The 21,283-nt window shown below is 62.7% G+C and carries 21 protein-coding genes; 15 read left to right on the top strand and 6 right to left on the bottom strand.

The window, feature by feature from the left end:
* The 7 genes from AC3VI7_RS01105 (at window position 1) to AC3VI7_RS01075 (ending at window position 7,963) form a co-directional block, all read left to right on the top strand.
* The gene (locus tag AC3VI7_RS01105) at window positions 1-2,319 is read left to right on the top strand and encodes an NADP-dependent malic enzyme (protein WP_489668673.1); all 2,319 of its coding nucleotides are present in this window, start codon (window positions 1-3) and stop codon (window positions 2,317-2,319) included.
* 122 nt (window positions 2,320-2,441) lie between these two features.
* Window positions 2,442-3,875, top strand: a complete 1,434-nt coding sequence (gene pyk / locus AC3VI7_RS01100) for a pyruvate kinase (protein ID WP_489668672.1) — start codon at window positions 2,442-2,444, stop codon at window positions 3,873-3,875.
* A 104-nt stretch (window positions 3,876-3,979) separates the two neighbouring features.
* Complete coding sequence (locus tag AC3VI7_RS01095) at window positions 3,980-4,888, top strand: phosphoribosylaminoimidazolesuccinocarboxamide synthase (RefSeq protein WP_489668671.1); 909 nt, start codon at window positions 3,980-3,982, stop codon at window positions 4,886-4,888.
* Between the two features lie 49 nt (window positions 4,889-4,937).
* Window positions 4,938-6,068, top strand: coding sequence for a hypothetical protein (locus tag AC3VI7_RS01090; protein ID WP_489668670.1), 1,131 nt, complete (start codon window positions 4,938-4,940; stop codon window positions 6,066-6,068).
* Window positions 6,069-6,120: 52 nt separating this feature from the next.
* Window positions 6,121-6,747 carry a hypothetical protein gene (locus AC3VI7_RS01085; protein ID WP_489668669.1) on the top strand — a complete coding sequence of 209 codons (627 nt, stop codon included), beginning with the start codon at window positions 6,121-6,123 and terminating at the stop codon, window positions 6,745-6,747.
* Window positions 6,748-6,759: 12 nt separating this feature from the next.
* On the top strand, window positions 6,760-7,368 hold the full coding sequence (locus AC3VI7_RS01080) for an outer membrane beta-barrel protein (protein WP_489668668.1): 609 nt from the start codon (window positions 6,760-6,762) through the stop codon (window positions 7,366-7,368).
* Window positions 7,369-7,384: 16 nt separating this feature from the next.
* On the top strand, window positions 7,385-7,963 hold the full coding sequence (locus AC3VI7_RS01075; RefSeq protein ID WP_489668667.1) for a hypothetical protein: 579 nt from the start codon (window positions 7,385-7,387) through the stop codon (window positions 7,961-7,963).
* A 21-nt stretch (window positions 7,964-7,984) separates the two neighbouring features.
* Here AC3VI7_RS01075 and AC3VI7_RS01070 read toward each other — a convergent pair whose 3' ends face one another.
* Entirely contained in the window at window positions 7,985-8,941 is a 957-nt protein-coding gene (locus AC3VI7_RS01070) for a tetratricopeptide repeat protein (RefSeq protein ID WP_489668666.1), read from the bottom strand.
* A gap of 123 nt (window positions 8,942-9,064) precedes the next feature.
* Here AC3VI7_RS01070 and purE point away from each other — a divergent pair, with 123 nt between their 5' ends.
* From purE to AC3VI7_RS01045, 5 genes are all read left to right on the top strand, one after another.
* On the top strand, window positions 9,065-9,526 hold the full coding sequence (gene purE, locus AC3VI7_RS01065) for a 5-(carboxyamino)imidazole ribonucleotide mutase (RefSeq protein ID WP_489668707.1): 462 nt from the start codon (window positions 9,065-9,067) through the stop codon (window positions 9,524-9,526).
* Entirely contained in the window at window positions 9,526-10,737 is a 1,212-nt protein-coding gene (locus AC3VI7_RS01060; protein WP_489668665.1) for a 5-(carboxyamino)imidazole ribonucleotide synthase, read from the top strand. The genes purE and AC3VI7_RS01060 overlap by 1 nt, the downstream gene beginning before the upstream one ends.
* Window positions 10,734-11,729, top strand: a complete 996-nt coding sequence (locus AC3VI7_RS01055; RefSeq protein ID WP_489668664.1) for an L-threonylcarbamoyladenylate synthase — start codon at window positions 10,734-10,736, stop codon at window positions 11,727-11,729. The genes AC3VI7_RS01060 and AC3VI7_RS01055 overlap by 4 nt, the downstream gene beginning before the upstream one ends.
* Window positions 11,730-11,757: 28 nt before the next feature.
* On the top strand, window positions 11,758-12,768 hold the full coding sequence (locus AC3VI7_RS01050) for a hypothetical protein (protein ID WP_489668663.1): 1,011 nt from the start codon (window positions 11,758-11,760) through the stop codon (window positions 12,766-12,768).
* A gap of 87 nt (window positions 12,769-12,855) precedes the next feature.
* Window positions 12,856-13,956, top strand: coding sequence for an SGNH/GDSL hydrolase family protein (locus AC3VI7_RS01045; RefSeq protein ID WP_489668662.1), 1,101 nt, complete (start codon window positions 12,856-12,858; stop codon window positions 13,954-13,956).
* Window positions 13,957-13,972: 16 nt separating this feature from the next.
* On the opposite strand, the gene AC3VI7_RS01040 is transcribed toward AC3VI7_RS01045, so the two are convergent.
* Both AC3VI7_RS01040 and dacB read right to left on the bottom strand, forming a co-directional pair.
* Window positions 13,973-14,254, bottom strand: a complete 282-nt coding sequence (locus tag AC3VI7_RS01040; protein ID WP_489668661.1) for a SemiSWEET transporter — start codon at window positions 14,252-14,254, stop codon at window positions 13,973-13,975.
* Window positions 14,251-15,714: a D-alanyl-D-alanine carboxypeptidase/D-alanyl-D-alanine endopeptidase gene (gene dacB / locus AC3VI7_RS01035; RefSeq protein WP_489668660.1), complete on the bottom strand. Its 1,464-nt coding sequence runs from the start codon at window positions 15,712-15,714 to the stop codon at window positions 14,251-14,253. The genes AC3VI7_RS01040 and dacB overlap by 4 nt, the downstream gene beginning before the upstream one ends.
* Before the next feature lie 34 nt (window positions 15,715-15,748).
* On the opposite strand from dacB, the gene tsaB reads away from it, so the two are divergent.
* From tsaB to AC3VI7_RS01020, 3 genes are read left to right on the top strand one after another with little or no spacing between them, the layout of a single operon-like run.
* Window positions 15,749-16,468, top strand: a complete 720-nt coding sequence (gene tsaB / locus AC3VI7_RS01030) for a tRNA (adenosine(37)-N6)-threonylcarbamoyltransferase complex dimerization subunit type 1 TsaB (protein ID WP_489668659.1) — start codon at window positions 15,749-15,751, stop codon at window positions 16,466-16,468.
* Entirely contained in the window at window positions 16,465-16,962 is a 498-nt protein-coding gene (rimI, locus tag AC3VI7_RS01025) for a ribosomal protein S18-alanine N-acetyltransferase (RefSeq protein ID WP_489668658.1), read from the top strand. Before tsaB ends, rimI begins: the two co-directional genes overlap by 4 nt.
* Complete coding sequence (locus AC3VI7_RS01020; RefSeq protein WP_489668657.1) at window positions 16,949-17,770, top strand: uracil-DNA glycosylase; 822 nt, start codon at window positions 16,949-16,951, stop codon at window positions 17,768-17,770. The genes rimI and AC3VI7_RS01020 overlap by 14 nt, the downstream gene beginning before the upstream one ends.
* Here AC3VI7_RS01020 and hemB read toward each other — a convergent pair.
* From hemB to ffh, 3 genes are all read right to left on the bottom strand, one after another.
* Window positions 17,761-18,765 (bottom strand): porphobilinogen synthase, encoded by a 1,005-nt coding sequence (hemB, locus tag AC3VI7_RS01015; protein ID WP_489668656.1) that lies wholly within the window; start codon window positions 18,763-18,765, stop codon window positions 17,761-17,763. The two genes, AC3VI7_RS01020 and hemB, sit on opposite strands and share 10 nt — an antisense overlap.
* Window positions 18,766-18,988: 223 nt before the next feature.
* The gene (locus tag AC3VI7_RS01010) at window positions 18,989-19,771 is read right to left on the bottom strand and encodes a DUF2726 domain-containing protein (RefSeq protein ID WP_489668655.1); all 783 of its coding nucleotides are present in this window, start codon (window positions 19,769-19,771) and stop codon (window positions 18,989-18,991) included.
* A 52-nt stretch (window positions 19,772-19,823) separates the two neighbouring features.
* Window positions 19,824-21,197: a signal recognition particle protein gene (gene ffh / locus AC3VI7_RS01005; RefSeq protein WP_489668654.1), complete on the bottom strand. Its 1,374-nt coding sequence runs from the start codon at window positions 21,195-21,197 to the stop codon at window positions 19,824-19,826.
* Window positions 21,198-21,283: the final 86 nt, after the last annotated feature.

The raw sequence follows: 21,283 nt of genomic DNA, 5'->3' as shown, positions 1-21,283 counted from the left end.
ATGACCACCTCTTTATCTGCGGCCGAGCAGGCCTTGCGCGAAGCAGCGCTCGACTATCACCGCTTCCCGGTGCGCGGCAAGATCGCTGTCAACCCGCTCAAGCCCCTGATGAACCAGCGCGATCTGTCGCTGGCCTATTCGCCCGGCGTGGCTTATCCCTGCCTAGAAATCCAAGCCGATCCCTCCAAAGCCGCTGACTACACCTCGCGCGCCAACTTGGTCGGCGTGATCACCAACGGCACCGCCGTGCTGGGCTTGGGCAACATTGGCCCACTGGCCGGCAAGCCGGTGATGGAAGGCAAGGGCTGCTTGTTCAAGAAGTTCGCCGGCATCGACGTGTTCGACATCGAACTGGCCGAGAACGACCCCGACAAGCTGGTCGAGATCATCGCTGCCATGGAGCCCACGCTTGGCGGCATCAACTTGGAAGACATCAAAGCGCCCGAGTGCTTCTACATCGAGAAGAAACTCAAAGAGCGGATGAACATTCCCGTCTTCCATGACGACCAACACGGCACCGCCATCATCTCCAGCGCCGCCCTGCTGAACGGCTTGGAGCTGGTTGGCAAAGACATCGGCCACGTCAAGGTGGCGGTGTCGGGTGCCGGTGCAGCCGCCATCGCTTGCTTGGACGTGATGGTGGGCTTGGGCGTGCGGGTGGAAAACGTCTTCGTCTGTGACTCGAAAGGCGTGATCCGCAGCGACCGGCAAGACGTGTTGGACGGCAAGCTCGACGCTTCCAAACAACGCTACTGCCAAACCACTGCGGCCAAGACCTTGGCCGACGTGATCAACGGTGCCGACGTGTTCCTAGGCTGTTCAGCGGCGGGGGTGGTCACGGCCGAGATGGTCACCACCATGGCTTCGAAGCCGATCATCTTGGCGTTGGCCAATCCCGAGCCGGAAATCCGCCCAGAGCTCGCCAAAGCGGCTCGCCCGGACTGCATCATCGCCACCGGCCGTTCGGACTATCCGAATCAGGTCAACAACGTGCTGTGCTTCCCGTACATCTTCCGGGGCGCGCTGGACTGCGGGGCCACCAAGATCACCGAAGCCATGAAGCTGGCCTGCGTGCGCGAAATCGCCGCCTTGGCCAAGGCTGAGATCAGTGAAGAAGTGGCCACCGCCTATGCCGGTCAAGAGCTGCATTTCGGCTCTGAATACCTGATTCCCAAGCCGTTCGATGCTCGCCTGATTCTGCGCATCGCCCCGGCGGTGGCCCAAGCAGCGGCTGATTCTGGTGTGGCCGTGCGGCCGATCACCGACATGGCGGCCTACCGCGAATCGCTGACCAACTTCGTCCATCAAACCGGCATGTTCATGCGGCCAGTGTTCGCTGCTGCCAAGCGTCGCCCGGCCCGCGTGCTGTACGCCGAAGGGGAAGACGAGCGCGTGCTGCGGGCCCTGCCGGTGGTGCTGAGCGAAGGCTTGGCCAAGCCGATTCTGGTCGGCCGTCCGGCGGTCATCCAGTCGCGCATTGAACGCGCCGGCCTGCGCCTGACGCCGGGGGTGGATTTTGAAATCGTCAACCCTGAAGACGACCCGCGCTACCGCGCTTGCTGGGAAGACTATCGCCAGCTGTTGGGTCGCGACGGCGTCTCGCCCGACACCGCCAAGGCCGCCGTGCGTCGCAGCAACACGCTGATTTCCAGTTTGCTGCTGCGCCGGGGTGATGCCGACGCCATGCTCTGTGGCTTGGTGGGTCGCTTCGACGCGCACTTCGATCACATCCGCTCGGTGATCGGTGCCCGCCCGGGCATCCGCACCATGGCGACCATGAACGCCTTGATGCTGGAACAGCACAACCTGTTCATCACCGACACCTTCGTCAACGAAGAGCCGAGCGCAGAAGAACTGGCCGAGATTGCTCGCATGGCGGCCGAGGAAGTGCAGCGCTTTGGCCTGCCGCCCAAGGTCGCCTTCCTGTCGCACTCGATGTTCGGCAGCTCAACACGCCCCAGCGCCAAGCGCATGCGTGCGGCCCGCGATCTGTTCGTGGCTCGGCACCCGGAGATCGAATGCGATGGCGAAATGCACGGTGACGCCGCGCTGACCGATCTGGTGCGACGCAACAATCTGCCCGAAACCCGCCTCGAAGGCGCTGCCAACGTGCTGGTGCTGCCCAACTTGGACGCCGCCAACATCTTGTTCAGCGTGCTCAAAGTGGTGGCCGGTCACAACGTCACCATCGGCCCAATTTTGCTGGGTGCAGCCGCGCCGGTGCAGTTCCTGAGCCCAGCGGCCACCATGCGGCGCGTGGTCAACATGACCGCTTTGGCCGTGGCGGACGCAGCAGCCATTGCGGGTTCTGGGGCGTAAGACAACCAAGCAAGGTCTACGGACCTTGCTTGTTCCTTGCATGTTCCTGTCGGAGTCGATAATCGCGAGCCTTACGCTTGCGATTTCACGCTTCACTCACGATTCCTACAGGAGACAGCCCCATGCCCCGTCACACCAAGATTGTTGCCACGCTCGGCCCCGCATCCTCGGATCCCGCCGTGCTGGAACGCATGCTCAGGGCGGGGGTGGACGTGGTACGGCTCAACTTCAGCCACGGCAAGGCCGAAGACCACATTGGTCGCGCCCGCTTGGTGCGCGAGATCGCCAAAAAGATCGGCCGCACCGTGGCCATCATGGCCGACTTGCAAGGTCCGAAGATCCGCGTCGGCAAGTTTGCCGAAGGCAAAGTCATGCTCGAAGCGGGCCAACCCTTCGTGCTCGATGCTGGGCGCGTTGAACTGGGCGACCTGAGCGGCGTGGGCCTTGACTACAAGGAGCTGCCGCGCGATGTGAAAGCCGGCGACACCTTGCTGCTCAACGACGGCCTGATCGTCATGACCGTCACCGCTGTGCGCGGCGAGCAAGTGCATACCGTCGTCAAGATCGGCGGCGAGCTGTCGAACAACAAGGGCATCAACAAACAAGGCGGTGGCCTGACGGCTCCGGCCCTGACAGGCAAGGACATGGAAGACATCAAGACCGCGATGTCCTTCCAGTGTGAATACTTGGCCGTCTCGTTCCCGAAGAATGCCACCGACATGGAAATGGCGCGTCAGTTGGCCAACGTGGCCGGTGAGCCCTGGCGTCACAAGCCGGGCATGATCGCCAAGATTGAGCGCACCGAAGCCATTCCGCAGCTTGAAGCGATCCTCAAAGCCAGCGACGGCATCATGGTGGCGCGCGGTGACTTGGCGGTTGAAGTCGGCAATGCGGCCGTGCCCGCGCTGCAAAAACGCATGATCCGCATGGCGCGCTCGATGGACAAGGTCGCCATCACCGCCACGCAGATGATGGAGTCGATGATCCAGAACCCGGTGCCGACCCGCGCCGAAGTCTCGGACGTGGCCAATGCCGTGCTCGACGGCACCGACGCCGTGATGCTCTCGGCCGAAACCGCCGCCGGCAAGTACCCGGTCGAAACGGTCGAGCAGATGGTGGCCATTGCCATGGCGGCCGAGCAGGCTGAAGAAACCTCGCTGGACGCCGACTTCGTCAACAAGACCTTCTCGCGCATTGATCAGTCGATCGCCATGGCCGCCCTGTTTGCCGCCCATCACCTCGGTTGCAAGGCCATCGTCGCGCTGACCGAATCGGGCTCAACCGCGCTCTGGATGAGCCGCTACCGCATCCATGTGCCGATCTTTGGCCTGACCAGCCAGCCGGTGTCGCAACACAAGATGGCGCTCTACCGCAACGTGCGCCCCCATTTGGTGGAGCGCATCGAAGACCGTGAAGCCGCCTTGGCCGATGCCGAACAGTTGCTGGTGGCCCAAGGCTTCCTCAAGCCGGGCGATACCTACGCCATCACCTGCGGCTCACCGATGGGGCATCCGGGTGGCACCAACTTGCTCAAGGTGTGTCGCGTCGCGGCTTAAAGCCCGCAGCCCCATCAGACCGTAGAATCGGCCGCCTTTGCACCCAGTTTCAACGAGGTTACACAAGCTGGGTGCGGGTGAATTGACTCCAAAGGTACTCTGCGATGACCCAAGCCCTGCACGAATCCAGCCTGAACAGCCTACCGCTTCTGGCGCGCGGCAAGGTCCGTGACAACTACGCCGTCGGCACCGACCGCATCCTCATGGTGGCCAGCGACCGGCTCTCCGCCTTCGACGTCATCATGGGCGAGCCGATCCCCGGCAAGGGGGCCTTGCTGACCCAAGTCGCGCTGTTTTGGTTCGATAAGCTCACCGGCATCGTACCCAACCACCTGACCGGCGACGATCCGGTCAGCGTCGTGCCGGCCTCTGAGCAAGCGCAGGTGCGCGGCCGCTCCATGCTGGTCAAGCGCTTGAAGCCCCTGCCGGTTGAAGCCGTGGTGCGCGGCTACTTGGCGGGCAGTGGTTGGAAGGAATACCGCGAAAGCGGCACCGTCTGCGGCGTAGAGCTCCCAGCCGGTCTGGGCAACGCCAGCCGCCTGCCCGAGCCCATCTTCACCCCCGCCACCAAGGCCGAGATGGGTGACCATGACGAAAACATCTCCTTCGAACGCATGGTCGGCCTGATCGGCGCTGATTTGGCTGAACGAGTGCGCAGCATCTCCATCCAGCTCTACAAGACCGCCGCTGAAATCGCCCTGACCAAGGGCATCATCATTGCCGACACCAAATTCGAGTTTGGTCTGGACAGCGATGGCACCCTGACCCTGATGGACGAAGTGTTGACCCCCGACTCCTCACGCTACTGGCCCGTCGAGAGTTACGCTGAGGCGGTGGCGCGTGGAGACAACCCACCCAGTTTCGACAAGCAGTTCGTGCGTGACTGGTTGGAGCAAGCCGAAGTGGACGGTAAGCCCTGGAACAAGCAGGCTCCTTCCCCCGCACTGCCGCAGGAGGTCATCGAACGGACCGCTGCCAAGTACGAAGAAGCGCGGACGCGTTTGATGGGTTGATCACCCAGCGGCCCATGAGGCCGTGTGCGAGAAGCAGAAGGGAGCGAGCATGCGACGGCGACTCGAAGCGCTGGGGCATGCCATTCGGCAAGCCCACGATCCACGCGAGATCTTGCTGCTTGGCGCGCAACGCGCCCTGCTGCTGGCCCGCTTGGGCGACATCACCCAAGCACGGCAGGATATCCAAGCCCTGCGTCTTGACTTTCGAACCGCCACCGACCCCACCTTGGCCGCTTGGCTATGGCTGGCTGAAGGTGTGGCGGACTACTTCGAAAACTTAGCCCCCACCGCCCGAGAGCATGTCGCTCGGGCCCACGCCTTAGCGACATCGGCGGCGGTGCCCGTGGTGCAAGCTTTGGCTGCGGCGTGGCAAGCCCATCTCGATGTGGCCGGACAACAAGACAGCGCCTTGGTCGCGCATCTGTGCGAGGCCTTCAGTCTCTCCGACCCCGACCACCACGCAGCCCGCGCCCGCGCCGCCTTGGTGATGGCGTGGGCGCTGCATCTTTGTAGCGGCGAAGCCCATGCGCAGCCGTGGTACTGCCTAGCGCGCAGCCATGCCGCCCAAGACGGTGATGGCGGCACGCTGGGCTCGGTGATGCACAACATGGCGGCCTTGCAAGTGATTCGTGTGCGGCTGGACGCCCTGACCCAGCCCCTCAATCGTCAAGCCGCGCAGCGTGCCTTGCTCAGCACCGAATCCTCCGCCTTTCTGGACCTCAGCATCCATGCCCATGCCATGCAAACCCATCTGCATCTGCTGCGCGCGCAGATCTTGTTGATGCTGGGACAAACCACGGACGCCTTGCAGCTCTACGACACGCACGACCCGGCGGCACCCCGGCAAGGTCTGGCCGAGGTGATGGGGCTCTTCCTCGCTGATCGTGCCTGGTGCTTGTGCAAAGTCGGTGCGTGGGCCGAAGCCCAGGTGGTGGCGGAAGATGCCGAGGCCGCACTCCAACACGTCACCACCGACGCAGAAGCCGCCATCGGCCATGCCCAGCTGGCGCAAGTGGCTCAATGTTTGGTCAATACCTTGGCCCAAGTGCGGCATCAAGCCTTGGCTTGGGCCGCCTTGACCCGCCACCAGCAACGCTGCGCGCATCTACAACAGCTCTTGATCTGTGCCAACCTCGGCTCATGGGTTTTGAGTACAAGCTCTGGTAGAAACGCAGCTTGAACGCAAGATCTGCATCGTTTCGCTGGGACAGGATCTTGCACAGGGGCACTTCATGGCATGGGTACATTTCAAAGCGTCGTTGTTGCGTGCTTTGGGTTCGGGCGTCTTGGGTCTTGGGGTTGCGCTCAGCGCGGGGGTTACGAGTGCCCAAGCCCAGGGCAATGAACACCGTTTGCCCACCACCCGGCCGGTCTTCGGCATCGGTTTCACAGGCGGCGGCGACTACCTCACCACCGTCCCCTTCGACAATGGCACCGTCCAGAACATCTACGCAGGCCGGTTCCTGCACCTATTTCTCGGACTGGAACACCAGAACGCACCCGGCTACTTCTTCCGAGGCACGCTGGGCTATCACAGTGACTCGGTCAGTGGCGTCAATGGCTCCGTGAGCTTCTCGCGCCTGCCTCTTGAGTTCAGCACCCACTTTTACATCGCTGATCGCATCACCTTCGGGCTGGGTGCCCGTAAATCGCTGGGCGTATCGCTGGACGGCTCCAGCGTGGGCCTGATGCCCATCCCCATGACATCCAACCTCGGCTGGCTCGCGCAGATGGAATACGAGCTATCCCCCGAATTCAGCCTCGCCATGCGACTGGTGCATGAGACTTTCCAAGTCAACAGCACCGGCATGAGCGTCGATGGCGGTCACGCTGGGATGTATTTCAATGTCGTGTTTTAAGAGGAGACAACCATGACTCAACATATCGGTTTGACCTCCATCTTGGTCTTAGCCCTCACCACAGGGTCGGCTTGGGCCAGTAGTGCCGTAGAAACAGAGACGCAACTGGCTTTGCGCGGTGTGTTCGGTGTGGGGTTCACCGGCGGTGGTGATGAGTTGGCCAGTTTCACCATGGACAACGGTAGTAGCAAAAGCGTGACAGCCGGTGGCGGTTTTCACATCTACATCGGCGGCCGTTATCAACCACGCCCCGATGTGGCGGTCCAAGCCACCTTCGGTTACCACAGCGACAGCATCACCGCCCAGAACGGCGACGTCAGTTTTGTCCGATACCCGTGGGAGCTGATCGGTCAATACCGTGTGAACAACAAAATCTGGCTGGGCGGGGGACTGCGTCTGACGACGGGTGTCAAGTACGACGCCACAGGTACCCCAGCCAGACTCACAGGCCTGTCCCATCTCGCCATGACGTCCAGCCCAGGGCTGATTGTCGAAGGTGATTACGCTTTTTCTGATAGCGGCAGCTTCGTGTTGCGCTTCGTGAGTGAACAATTCAAGACGCCTTACAACACGAGCATTGACGGCTCTCACTTAGGTTTCTACGTCAAGGGCCTGTTCTAACCATAGGGAACCCAACTTGAAAACCGCCCGCGTTCTATCGTCACTCATCGGCTTGGTCGCTTTGGTGCTGCCTTGCTGGAGTTTCGGACAAACCCAGGGCGAGTGGCATCCGCTATTGGGGGTGGGCGTGCTACAGAACAAGCCCCTTCACGGCGCGGGTGACACCAGCATCTACGATGGCGAGGCCATCTATATCTACACAGGTGCCCGTTATCAGCAGGGGGCCAATGCAGCAACGCAGATCACGGTGGGTTATCAAAAAGCCAGCACCGGAGACTTGCAGGCCCACACGCGGGTCACCTTTCGGCGAGTGCCCATCGAGGCCCTGAGCTCTATGAAGGTGGCTTCCCGGCTTTGGTTGGGCTGGGGTATGCGCTACGCCCCGTTCGCCGAGATTTCCGGTGCTACCACCGCAGCTCGGTCGTTTTCACCCGGCACGGGCTTGATCTTTGAGGCGGAGGTGCCCTTCACCACCAACGACAAAGAGCACCTCGCCTTTTGCTTGCGCTACGTGCGCGAGTCCTACAAAGAACGCACCGGCGAGCCGATCAACGGCTCGCACATCGGTGCATTTTTACGCTTCGGTGGCTGGTAGCTGCCGCTGAACTGACGGTGATCAGAAAATCACCATGCTGAGCCGGCGGCGGTATTGGTCGATCACCGGGTCAGCGCTGGTCACCACGGCTTTGCCGGCGATTTCCAAGGTGCTCTTGGCTTCGTTGGCCGCAGGTTTCGGGGCGGGTTTACTCATCAACTCCAAGATGGCCACGTACGTCTTGCGGGCCAGACCGTCCTGCCACGCTTTGTCGCGCATCAGGATTTCCAGCAGTTCATCCATCGCTTGGGTGTGCTGCTGCGCCGCAAACCAGCCTTGGGCCAGAGCAAACCGGGCCTCGAAGTCGCGCTTGTTGACCGCAATCGCCGCCAGCAATTCTTCGGGGTGACGCGCATGGGCTTGGGCCTCAACGGCGCTCAACCAAGCCCCCAAGGCGGCGATGCGCTGATCCATCAAAACCTTGCTGGCCATGGGCGCAAAGACGTTGCGAGCCTCGGCGACAAAACCGTTTTCAAGCAACAGCTTGATGTAGTCAAAGCGGGTGACATCGTTCTCGGGATCGGCCGCCAAGGCTTGTTGCAGCTTGTCGATCGCAGCGTCCAAAGAATCATCCTCAACCGGCATGTTCTCTTCGGCCCCATCAGCTTCAGCAGCGTCAGCGTCGGTCGCCATCGCATCAACGCTGGGCACATGCTTGTCGAGGAACTCGCGGATTTTTTCTTCGGGAATCGCGCCGACAAAGCCGTCCACCGGCTGACCGCCCGCAAACATCACGCAAAAAGGGATGGAGCGCACGCCAAACATCTCACCCAATTGGCTGGAGATGTCTTGCTGCTCATCGGCGTTGAGCTTGGCCAGCACGAAACGGCCGGCGTACTCGGTTTCGAGTTTTTCAAGGATCGGGCCCAAGCTGCGACACGGTCCGCACCACGGTGCCCAGATGTCGAGCAGCACGGGTTGCTGGAGGGACGCCTGGATCAGGTCGTTCTGAAAATTCTCAAGGGTGATGTCGATCATCGTGGGTACCTGGGCCTTGTGGGAGTGTTTTGTGCCGATCGGTCTGGGGGCCGCCTAGAATCTCCCCTTTTTGCTCGACGGGAGTCCGCCTTGAACAGTGCCCAGCCCGTGGTCGGCATCGTCATGGGGTCCAACAGTGATTGGGACACCATGAAGAACGCGGCCCAGATTCTCGCCGACTTCGGCGTGGCTTATGAAGCCCGCGTCGTTTCGGCCCACCGCATGCCTGACGACATGTTTCGCTACGCCGAAACGGCGCGGACGCGTGGCCTGCAAGCCATCATCGCGGGCGCGGGTGGTGCCGCGCACTTGCCCGGCATGCTCGCTGCCAAAACCTCGGTGCCGGTGCTGGGCGTGCCGGTGGCCAGCAAGCATCTGCAAGGGGTGGATTCGCTGCACTCCATCGTGCAAATGCCCAAGGGCATTCCGGTGGCCACCTTTGCCATCGGCGTGGCTGGTGCGGCCAACGCAGCCCTGTTCGCGGTTGCGCTGCTGGCCAACCACGACGAAGGCTTGCGCGCCGCCTTGGACGCCTTTCGAGCCCGCCAAACCGACGTGGCCCGAGCCATGACGCTGGACGATTGATGGGTGCTGCCGTGACTTCCACCGCTTCTGCCCCGGTCCTGCTACCCGGTATTTCCGGGCCTTCGGGCCAGCCCACCACCTTGGGCGTGATGGGTGGGGGTCAGCTTGGCCGCATGTTTGTGCATGCCGCCCAAAGCTTGGGCTATCGCACCGTGGTGCTCGATCCTGATCCAAGCAGCCCGGCGGGCTTGGTGGCGCATGCGCACATCACCACGTCCTATCTGGACGGCACCGGCTTGTTCGGCTTGGCCGGCATGGCGGATGCCATCACCACCGAGTTTGAGAACGTGCCCGCCGAAGCCCTGCACGCCTTGGCTGCGCAGCGACCTGTGGCCCCTGGGGCGGCAGCGGTCGCCGTTTGCCAAGACCGCGCTGCTGAGAAAGCGCACTTCACGGCGTGCGGCGTGGCGTGCGCACCGCACGCCCTGATCGAAACGCCCGAGCAACTCGCCGCTGTGGCCGACCACTTGCTGCCCGGTATTCTCAAAACCACCCGCATGGGCTACGACGGCAAGGGCCAGATCCGCGTCACCTCGCGCGAAGATCTCGAAGCCGCTTGGCTTGATCTGAAGCAAGTGAGCTGCGTGCTTGAAGCGCGCTTGGGCCTAGCGTTCGAAGTCAGCGTGATCGTGGCACGCAACGCCGCTGGTGAGGTGGTTCACTACCCACTGCAACAAAACCTGCACCGCGACGGCATCTTGGCGGTCACCACTGTGCCTGCGCCCGACCTCACCCCGGCCTTGCAGGCTCAAGCGATCACAGCAGCGGAGACCATCGCCGCCCGGCTCGGCTACGTTGGCGTGCTGTGCGTTGAATTTTTCGTGCTGCAAGACGGCAGTTTGGTGGTCAACGAGATGGCACCGCGTCCGCACAACTCGGGGCACTACACCATCGACGCTTGCGATGTGTCGCAGTTCGAGCTGCAAGTACGCGCCATGTGCAACCTGCCCTTGGTCGCGCCACGCCTGCATTCACCCACCGTGATGCTGAACTTGCTGGGCGATCTCTGGTTTGACGCCGCAGGCACCGAACGCAACCCCGATTGGGCAAGCGTGCTGGCCCTGCCCGGCGTGCATTTGCACCTCTACGGCAAACACGCGGCCCGCCCGGGTCGCAAAATGGGTCATCTGACGTGTACAGCCGCCACCGAAGATCAGGTCCGCCAAACGGGCCTGCGTGCAGCACAGATCTTGGGTTTGGGTCGGTGGTGAACCCCTTGGTGAGCGTCAACACGCGCAGCGTGGCCGAGGCGGCTCAGACCTTGGCCGACGGCCACTTGGTGGCTTTTCCGACCGAGACGGTCTACGGCTTGGGTGCGCGCGCGGATCAAGCCGAGGCCGTGGCGCAAATCTTTGCGGCCAAAGGTCGGCCCAGCGATCACCCGTTGATCGTGCATGTGGCGGATGCAGCGGCAGCAGCCCACTTTGCCGCCGAACTCCCCCCCGTGGCCCAGCGGCTGATGCAAGCCTTTTGGCCCGGGCCGCTCACCGTCATCGTGCCGCGCCGCGCCGGTTTGGCGGCCGAAGCCGCTGGCGGACAAGACAGCATCGGCCTGCGCTGCCCCGCCCACCCAGTGGCCCACGCCTTGCTGCAAGCGGCGGCGGCCTTGGGCGTGATGGGGGTTGCAGCACCGAGCGCCAACCGTTTTGGCCGCATCAGTCCGACCACCGCCGCCCATGTCGCCAGCGAATTTGCCGATCAACCCGCGCTGCTCATCTTGGACGGCGGCGATTGCAGCGTCGGCATTGAGTCCGCCATTGTCGATTGCAGCCGAGGCCATCCCGTGTTGCTGCGCCCCGGCGCGCTCCAGCGTGAAGCCATCGAGACCGCAGCCGGCATGGCGCTGCGCGACCGAGACGAAGCCGCACCGCGCGCTTCAGGCACCTTGGCCGCGCACTACGCACCGCGCGCCAAAGTACGTTTGATGTCGGCGCAAGCCTTGCGCACAGCGCTGGACTTACTCGGCCCGGACGAAGCCCGTCAAGCCGGCTTGGCGGTCTACCTACGTACCCTCGCACCACCGGCCAAGATGGCGGGACGGTGCATGCCCAAAGATGCCGCAGGTGCTGCGCGCGAGCTTTTTGCTGCGCTACGGGCCTTGGATGAAGAAACGGGGATTCGCCTGATCTGGGTGGAAGCTCCGCCAGAAGAAGCGGATTGGGACGGCGTGCGCGACCGTCTGACGCGCGCGGCTGCGGCCTGATCAGGAAAGACCACAAACAATGAATGCGATGAAGAAACTTTTCTGGCTGCATGCCCTGCTGTTCGCCCTCTTGGTCAGCGGCTGCGGTGGCAGCGTGACCCGGGTTGAACCCTTCGTGGCCCAAGCAGTGGTTGTATTTGGTGATGAGCTGAGCTTGTTGACCACACCGGAAAACTATCGCTACGGGGTCAACTTTCTCGATACCCCCACCAATCCGGCAACGCTGAACTGCGCCCTCAATCCCGTGTGGAGCCAGGTCGTGGCCTCCAACTTTGGCTTCGGCTTTCCGGGGCGATGCTCGGCAGGTCCCACCGCCACCGTCTTGGCCCAAGCCGGGGCCACAGTGGCAGGTGTCACCACACAGGTCCAAAACTACACCAGCGGCTTCACCAACAAGACCTTGATCACCGTGATGGCCGGCATGCACGACATCGTCAATGCCTATACCGATTGCAGTGCGGGTAGGACCAATGCAGCCGGTGCGATTGAGCAAGTCAAAGCTGCCGGGGCCCAACTTGGCAACCTCATCAACAGCATGGCGGCCAACGGCGTGGGCGGACGGGTGGTGTTCGTCACGGTGCCCGATCCGCTGCTAAGCCCGCAAGGGCGGGGCATCAGCAATGCCGGCGCGGGTTTCGGTGGCTGCGTCACCACCGTGCCTACAGTCGCCCGCTTCGGCAAGGACTTGAACTCATGCGATGGCAAGGGGCTGGCGTGTTCCTTCAACACGGCTTTGCGCACCACTGTGGTCAACGACGGACGCTACGTCGCCATCGTCACCGCCGATGAACTGACCAACCTCATGACCACCACGCCGGGCAACTATGGTTTTGGCAACGTGACGGATCCGGCCTGCGACGCAGCTCTGTCGAACATGGATCTCACGCCCCCTGTGTTTTGCACCACCTCCACCTTGGTCGCCGGCGCAGGTGGCAATCCCTTGCTGTATCTGTGGGCCGATGGTCTACGCCCGGGGCCCACTTGGCACAACCGTGTGGGCAGTGCCGCTGTGACCCGGGCGCGCAATAACCCGTTTTGATCCAGCGCTAAACCGCCCTCCACGCCCGTGCTACGCTGAAAGCCGCTGGGGCCACGTCGGCCCGGGGCTTGACGATTGGAGACGATCATGCGTTGGCAAAAACAGGTTCGGGGCTTGATGTGGGGAACAGCATTCGTCGGGGCGCTGACCGCTGGGCTGGTGGGTTGCGGTGGCAACACCACCCCCTACACCTACAACCGCTTGGTGGTGTTCGGCGACAGCCTGAGCGATGTCGGCAGCTACAAAACCGCAGGCTTGGTGGCGGCCTTTACCTATGCAGGCAAATACACCATCAACGGCCCCACCTCGACGATCTGGGTGGAGAACTTAGCCACCAAACTGGGTGTAGCGGCTCCTTGCGCAGCGCAAACTGGGCTGGAAAGCAGTGGATCCTTGGCAGGGTTTGCCGAAGTCATCGCCAACCACAGCGGCTGCTATGGCTACGCCCAAGGCGGTGCCCGCGTCACGGCCACCGTGGGTCCGGGCAACAAAGCATTGATCGCCTTGGGGGACACCAGCGGCTACATGGGCAACCTCACGGTGCCCGTCGTGACGCAGATGGATAACCACTTGGCCGTCAGCAGCTACACCAACAACGATTTGGTGAGTGTGCTCGCCGGAGGCAACGATGTATTCATGCAGCTCGCGGCCTTGAACGCCAGCGTGGCAGCCGGTGTGCCTGTGGCCACAGCCACGGCCAATGCCATCACTGCCATGCAACTCGCCGGGGATGAACTGGCCGCCGCCGTCTTGTCGAAGGTCATTGCCAAAGGACCATCCCGTGTCGTGGTGGCGAACGTCCCGGATGTGAGCCTCACACCGTTTGGCGTCAGTTTGGGCACCAGCACACAAGGCTTGATCGTGCAGATGGTGCAAGCGTTCAACACCCACCTCAGCGCGGGGCTGGGTAACAGCAACCGCATCGTCTTGGTTGATCTCTTCACCGAAAGCCAAAAGCAAGCCGCCACACCCGCTGCGTACGGTTTGACGAACGTGACGGCCGTCGCCTGCCCGGTCGCCACCAATCCCGTCAAGTCCATCGGCTGCAACGCGGCCACGCTGGTGGCGGGTGAAACAGCGGCCACCACGTACGAATACGCTGATGACGTTCACCCGACGCCCTACGGCTACAAATTGGTGTCGGACAAGGTCTGGGCCGACATGAGCCTGCGCGGCTGGCAACCGTAAAAAGACCTCACCGGGATCAATCGGTCCCGGTCGCCTCGAACCAGATCTTCATGCCCAGAATCGTTCCGGCCAACAGCAGCGTGAAAGCGTTGGCGATGATCACCGGCCAAGCGCCGATCAAGCAGCCGTAAACCAGCCAGAGCGCGATGCCAAGGGTGAAGGCCAAGTACATCGGCAGTGAAATGCCGCTGACGTCACGGGTGCGCAAGGTCAGCAGGGTTTGGGGCACAAAAGCCACGGTGGTCAGGGTGGCGGCGATGGAGCCGATGGTGTCGATCCATCCGGGCGAAAGGTTCATGGGGCACTGGCCGCTGGGGCCATGGAGTCGTCGGGCGGCCAGCGTAGCACGCCCACCAGCAAGGCCTCCAGCACCGCCCGGGCGGTCTCACTGCGGGCGTTGGGGTCATTCAACATCACCACCACCACCCAACGCTGACCGGGCTGCGTGCCCTCCACATAGCCCGCCAACCCCGCCACGTTATCGAGCGAGCCGGTTTTGAGATGAGCTCGCCCGGCAAGGCTGGTCAAGCGCCGCACCGTGGTTTCACCGGCCAAGGGCAAGGAAGCCAGCAGCTCGGGCATCCAAGGCCGCGTCCACGCCCACTGGAGCAGCTGCGCCAAGCAGTGCGCACTCAAGCGTTCATCGCGCGACAACCCCGAACCCACCTCGATCCGCAGGCTCTCAAGCGCGCAACCCGCTTGGCTGCGCAGACGCTCACTCACCAGCGCCCGGCTGGCTTCCCATGTACCCACACCTTGCTGCGCCAGACTCAGGCTTAGAAAAATCTGGTGCGCGATGACGTTGTTGCTGTACTTGTTCATGTCACGCAGCACCTCGGCCAGCGGCGGTGAGTCCCACGTCCACCACGGGGTGCGGTGGACCGGCACGGCCCCATCGCGCACCTTGCCACTCAACTTGCCGCCCAGCTCACGCCACGCCGCTTCCAGCAACCGCGCGTTGTAGCTGGCCGGATCAGCGTAGGCCACCGGCCAGCTTTTTTCACCGCAAGCCCAAGCCATCGTCCCTTTGAAAACCGGCCGACTCCGGTCGCGCCAATCGGGCTGAAGCAGGCTGCGCCAATCCCCACACGGTGCCTGGCCCTCGCTCAGGGCCACCTGCGGCGGCAGCGTCACGCCCGCCAAGGCGGGTTCGCTCCAAAGACGGATTTTTTTCAGCGCAGGCTCGGGCACGAAGTTGAGCGTGAGGCTCTTGTAATTGAGCATCAACGCATCGGGGCGCACGTTGTAGGGCCGAGAGGGCTCAGCATCGAAAGCGCCTGGATCGACCGCCGGGATCTGGAACGCTTGGCGGTCCAGCACGATGTCGCCCCGGATCTCCTTCACCCCGCGTTGCTGAACAGCGCGCAGCAACCGTTGCACGCGCTCCACCACCAAGCTCGGATCGCCCAAGCCTTGCACCACGAGGTTGCCGTGCAGCACGCCGTCACGCAACTCGCCGTCAAGGTAGATGGGGGTCGGCCAGACGTAAGTCGGGCCCAGCACGTCAAGCGCCACTGCACTGGTGGCCAGCTTCATCAGCGACGCCGGATTGAAGGCCTGATCCGCGTTGTGCGCCAGCCGAGGTGCCTCTGAACCCACTGAGCCGACTGGGGCAACCCAAACGGCCAGACTGCGCGGCTCGATATGCGCCCGGGCCAAGACCGCCAAGACCTCGGGCGGCAGGGGCGCGGCCCGAGCCACAAAGCACGAAGCGTTGAAGAGCAGGAACAGACCGAGCAAGACGTGGCGCAATGACATCTTGAAAATCATACGCACCGCTACACTGCCGCCGATGACAACGCGCCTCCTTGCCCTCGATAGTTCGACCGAAACCCTGCACTTGGCGTTGTGCGTGGGTGATGCGGTCCATCGCGTCGCCGCCCCCGGCGGGCCCCAAGCCTCTGCCTCCCTGCTGCCCACCGTGCAACGCCTGCTGACGGATGCCGGCTTGGCGGTGCGCGATCTTGACGCCATCGCTTTCGGACGCGGCCCCGGAGCCTTCACCGGCTTACGCACCGCCTGCTCCGTGGCCCAAGGTTTGGCCGCTGGCGCTGATCGCCCGGTGTTGATGCTCGACACCTTGGCCTTGGTGGCCGAATCAGCCCGGCAACGCGGCGGCCCGCTGCGGGTTTGGGTCGGTTTGGATGCGCGCATGCACGAGGTCTACGCCGCCTGCTGGCACTGGGAGGCCGCCGCCGGCTGGGTGGCCGAACAAAGCGTGGCGCTCTACGCCCCCGACACATTGGCCGAGCATGTGGCGGCTTCTGGGCTGGGCTTGGTTGGCAATGCCTTGTTGGCCTACCCGGAAGCCTTGGCCGCCCTAGGGTTGCCAGAGGGGGCGCTGGCGCAACCGGACGGAGCCGCGTTGGCAGCCTTGGCACGCGGCGCTTGGGCGCGAGGCGAAGGGCTGGACAGCGCCTTGGCCCTACCGCTCTACGTGCGCGATAAAGTGGCGCAAACCACCGCTGAGCGCGCGGCACAGAAAATCGCTCCCAAAGGGGTCGCATCATGAAACTGCGCCCCATGCTGATGCAGGACATGGACGCCGTGATGGCCATTGAGGTGCGGGCTTACGTCTTCCCTTGGACGCTCAATCACTTCACCAGCAGCCTCATCGCCCCCGGCTACACCGCCATCTGCCTTGTGGACGACGCGGATCAGCTCTGCGGCTATCAGATCAGCTTGGGTGGCGTGGACGAGCTGCATCTGCTCAACATCACGGTCGCCCCCGAGCAACAAGGGCGCGGCCTAGCCAGAATGATGCTGGCCGAGCTGCTTGAGCAAGCCAAGCAGCAACGCGCCGAATTCATCTGGCTCGAAGTGCGGCCCAGCAACACCCGAGCCTGCGCGCTCTACGACCACGAAGGCTTTGAGCCTGTGGGCCGCCGTCGGGGCTATTACCCCGCCCCACAGGGGCAACGCGAGGATGCGCTCGTGATGCGCCGCCAAGTGATGGCTCACCGGGTCATGGCCCCACACACCGAGGCTGGTCATGCGCTGGACTGAACGGCAATGCGCCTTGCTGGGTGAAATCGGCATCAAAGGCTGGTGGCCCACACCGCCCCCAGCGCCGAAGGCCGTGATCGCAACCCCGCCCCCGCCGGCGGCACCCCGCCCCAAAGATAAACCGATCCCGATCACCGTCCCGAGATCCGAACCGGCGCAGCCCGTACCGATCATCCCGCCCGTCGTCGCAGCCGGACCCACCGCCACTTTGGACTGGCCGGCCTTGCGAGCAGCGGTTGCAGGCTGCCAAGCCTGTGCGCTGTGTGAAAACCGCACCCAAACCGTGTTCGGCGTCGGTCACGAACAGGCGCACTGGATGCTGGTGGGTGAAGCACCCGGCGAACAGGAAGACCGCCAAGGCGAGCCCTTTGTCGGCAAGGCCGGGCAGTTGCTCGACAACATGCTGTTTGCCGTTGGGCTGGGGCGAGGTCCAAGTCCACAAGGACAGGACGACCCGGCCCGGCAGGTTTACATCGCCAACGTCCTCAAGTGCCGGCCGCCGCAGAACCGCAATCCCTTGCCGGAGGAAGTCCTGCGCTGCGAGCCGTACCTGAAGCGTCAAGTCGAGCTGGTTCGGCCCCGTCTGATCTTGGCCATGGGCCGCTTTGCGGTGCAGTCGCTCTTGCAAACCCAAGAGCCTATCGGTCGGCTGCGCGGCCGGGTGCATCGCTACCAAGGCGTCCCGCTGGTGGTGACCTATCACCCGGCTTATTTACTGCGCAACCCACTCGACAAAGCCAAGGCTTGGGAAGACCTCTGCCTAGCCCGCGACGTGATCCTTGGACATCAGCCCGGCCATCAACCCTGACGCAACAGGCGGGCAGCGTCGAGTGCGAAGTACGTCAAGATGCCATCCGCGCCCGCGCGCTTGAAGGCCAGCAGCGACTCCATCATCACGGCGTCGTGATCCAACCAGCCGTTTTGCGCAGCAGCTTTGAGCATGGCGTACTCGCCGCTGACTTGGTAGGCAAAGGTCGGCACGCGGAACTCGTCCTTGACCCGGCGCACGATGTCGAGGTACGGCATCCCGGGCTTGACCATCACCATGTCAGCCCCTTCAGCGATGTCGAGCGCCACTTCGCGCAGCGCCTCATCGCTGTTGCCCGGGTCCATCTGGTAGACCTTTTTGTTGCTCTTACCCAAGTTGCCCGCCGAGCCCACCGCATCGCGGAACGGGCCGTAGAAGCTGCTGGCGTACTTGGCGCTGTAGGCCATGATGCGGGTGTGAATAAAACGCTGCGCTTCGAGCGCTTGGCGAATCGCACCGATGCGGCCGTCCATCATGTCGCTGGGTGCCACGATGTCCACACCCGCTTGGGCATGCGCCAAGGCCTGTTTGACCAACACCTCGGTGGTTTCGTCGTTCAACACATAGCCGGTGTCGTCGATCAAACCATCTTGGCCGTGGGTGGTGTACGGATCCAGCGCAATGTCGGTCATCAACCCCAGCTCCGGGAAACGGCGCTTGAGCTCAGCCACAGCTTGCGGGATCAGGCCCTCTGGGTTGAACGCTTCACGCCCATCGGCGGTCTTGTTGCCACCTTCCAACACGGGGAACAACGCCATCACCGGCACACCCAGAGTCACGCATTGCTCGGCGATCTCAAAGAGACGGTCCAAGCTGTGGCGCTGAACCCCCGGCATGGAACCCACGTCTTGGCGCTTACCCTCCCCTTCGAGCAAAAAGACGGGATAAATCAAGTCCTGCGCACGCAGGTGGTTTTCACGCACCAAGGCACGGGTGAAGTCATCCCGACGCAGACGACGCGGGCGATGAAAAGGGAAGCTGTGGGGGAAATGCATGGCAAGGTCCGTTTGAAAGCCTGCGAAATGTGCAGCCATTTCTGGCTCCCCGATTTAGGGGAGAGTCCGTATTGTCATTAGATTCAGAAGTGCTATAGTTATTCCTGAGTGGTGAGCCGCAAGGCAGCCGCTCCCTGCTTTTCCTCCCTGAGCAGGTGCCTTACCGTGTTGACAGCGTTAAGGCTTATAAGCCCCAACCCACGGTTGGGGCTCTTTTTTTGCCTCAATGTCGGCGAGGATGACTTGCTGATGCCTTGGGGTGATGCACCGGACGATCATCGAACTGCACCGGGCGCGTCGAATGCAACTCATCAAACCAAGATGACATCGGCGGAGCCATCGGATCTTCAAACTCATCCCCCATCGGGATGGTGATGGGATTGTTGCTGTTGAGTTCGGCGTGGGCAAAGGTTTCAGTCAGCGGCGGAGCCGGATTCCATGGCGGAATCTCCGGGTTCTCTTTCACCAAGGCTTTCCGTACCGCCGCCGGATCAGGCAGCATGGCATCACCCCAGATGTGAACCGGGATACCCGCAGCTTGCATGACCCGCTCGACACGGCTGCGACGTTTGCGTGCCCGATCCGTCTCACTGCGCCCCGGATCACGCACATCAATCACGGCAATCACGCCTGAAGAGAGATCGCAAACCATCAGATCGACGCAAACGTGGCCGATGCGCCGCATCCATTCGCTGTAGGACAGCCGCGTGGGCACGCGCACAAAACGGGCAATCGGCACTTGCGCCAACACGAAGTGATCCGGCAAGGCGCGGCGCAGGATTTCTAGCGCATCGCGATGACGCGGTGTCAGCAGTCGGGTGCGCTGCGGCACCCAGCCCGACACCGTATCGACCGCATCAAGGATGCGGTTGCTGTGCCCACCCGGTCGGCGTCTTCGGGTGCCCCTTGGCCCCCAACGCTGCCAAACCGCAAGGCCAAGAACAATCACGATGCCCAGCAGCAAAACTTGAAACCAGGGGGTGTTTATCAAAGCAACAGCAGCCATGGCACAACCTCGTTGGTCTTGAACTATTTTCTCAAGGGTACGGCCAACGCCATCAGGCCCCAAAACCCGGCAAACCACCGCGTCGGCCGCCACCGCCCATGCGCTTCATCATCTTCATGAGGCCCCCACCCCGCATCTTTTTCATCATGTCACGCATCTGCTCGTACTGGTTGAGCATGCGATTCACCTCTTGAACCTGTACGCCGGCTCCGGCAGCGATGCGCCGCTTGCGGCTGGCCTTGATGAGATCGGGTTTGCGCCGTTCCAGCGGTGTCATCGAATGGATGATGCCTTCCATACGCCGCATATCACGCTCGGCCCGGTCCATATCAGCCTGTCCTGCCTTGGCCGCCATGGCCGCCGGCAGCTTGTCCACCAAGCTCGATAGCCCGCCCATCTTTTTCATCTGACTGAGCTGGAGCAGAAAATCATTCAGATCGAAATCAGCGCCCGATTTGACCTTCTCGGCCAGCTTCTGCGCTGACTCAAGATCCACCCCTTTTTGAACTTCTTCCACCAACGCCAAGATATCGCCCATGCCCAGCACACGGCCCGCATGGCGTTCGGCATCGAAGACTTCAAGGCCGTCGATCTTTTCGGAGACCCCGGCAAACTTGATCGGTGCGCCGGTGATGGCGCGCACCGACAAGGCTGCGCCACCACGTGAGTCGCCGTCGAGCTTGGTCAGCACAATGCCGGTCAGTGGCAGCGCTTCCTTGAAGGCTTTGGCGGTGTTGATCGCATCTTGGCCCTGCATCGCATCGACCACAAACAGCGTCTCGATCGGGTTGAGCGTGGCGTGCAAGTCCTTGATTTCGGCCATCAAGGCTTCGTCGATGGCCAGTCGGCCAGCGGTATCGACCAACAGCACGTCAAAGTAGTGCTTGCGGGCGTAATCGATGGCCGCCAAAGCGATGTCGTGCGGTTTTTGATCCGGCTGGCTCGGGAACCATTCAGCCCCCGCCTGCCGGGTCACCGTTTTGAGCTGCTCAATGGCGGCGGGCCGATAAACGTCGGCGGAAACCGTCAGCACTTTTTTCTTGCGGCGCTCAATCAAATGCTTGGCCAGCTTGGCCGTGGTGGTGGTTTTACCCGCCCCCTGTAAACCGGCCATCAAAATCACCGCTGGCGGCTGGGTCGCCAAATTGAGATCGGCCACGCCATCGCCCATGGTGGCGGTCAGCTCCTTGTGGACGATGCCCACCAAGGCTTGGCCCGGCGAGAGCGAACCCACGACCTCTTGGCCCAAGGCTTTGTCTTTGACGCGGGCGATGAAATCGCGCACCACCGGCAAGGCCACATCGGCCTCCAGCAGCGCCAACCGAATCTCGCGCAGCATGTCCTGCACGTTGGATTCGGTGATGCGAGCCTGGCCGCGCATCGATTTGACAAGGCGGGATAAACGTTCGGAGAGAGCTGAGGCCATGCGATGCGATGCTACGAAAGTACACTGTGCGGGTGATTCTATCGACCAGCTCCGCCCTTACCCCGACCTTATGGGTCGTCGTCCCT

It is taken from the genome of Leptothrix toolikensis (SeqCode), assembly GCF_057922285.1.
The sequence above is the reverse complement of the archived record's forward strand: the minus strand, read 5'-3'. Positions and strand labels throughout refer to the sequence as shown.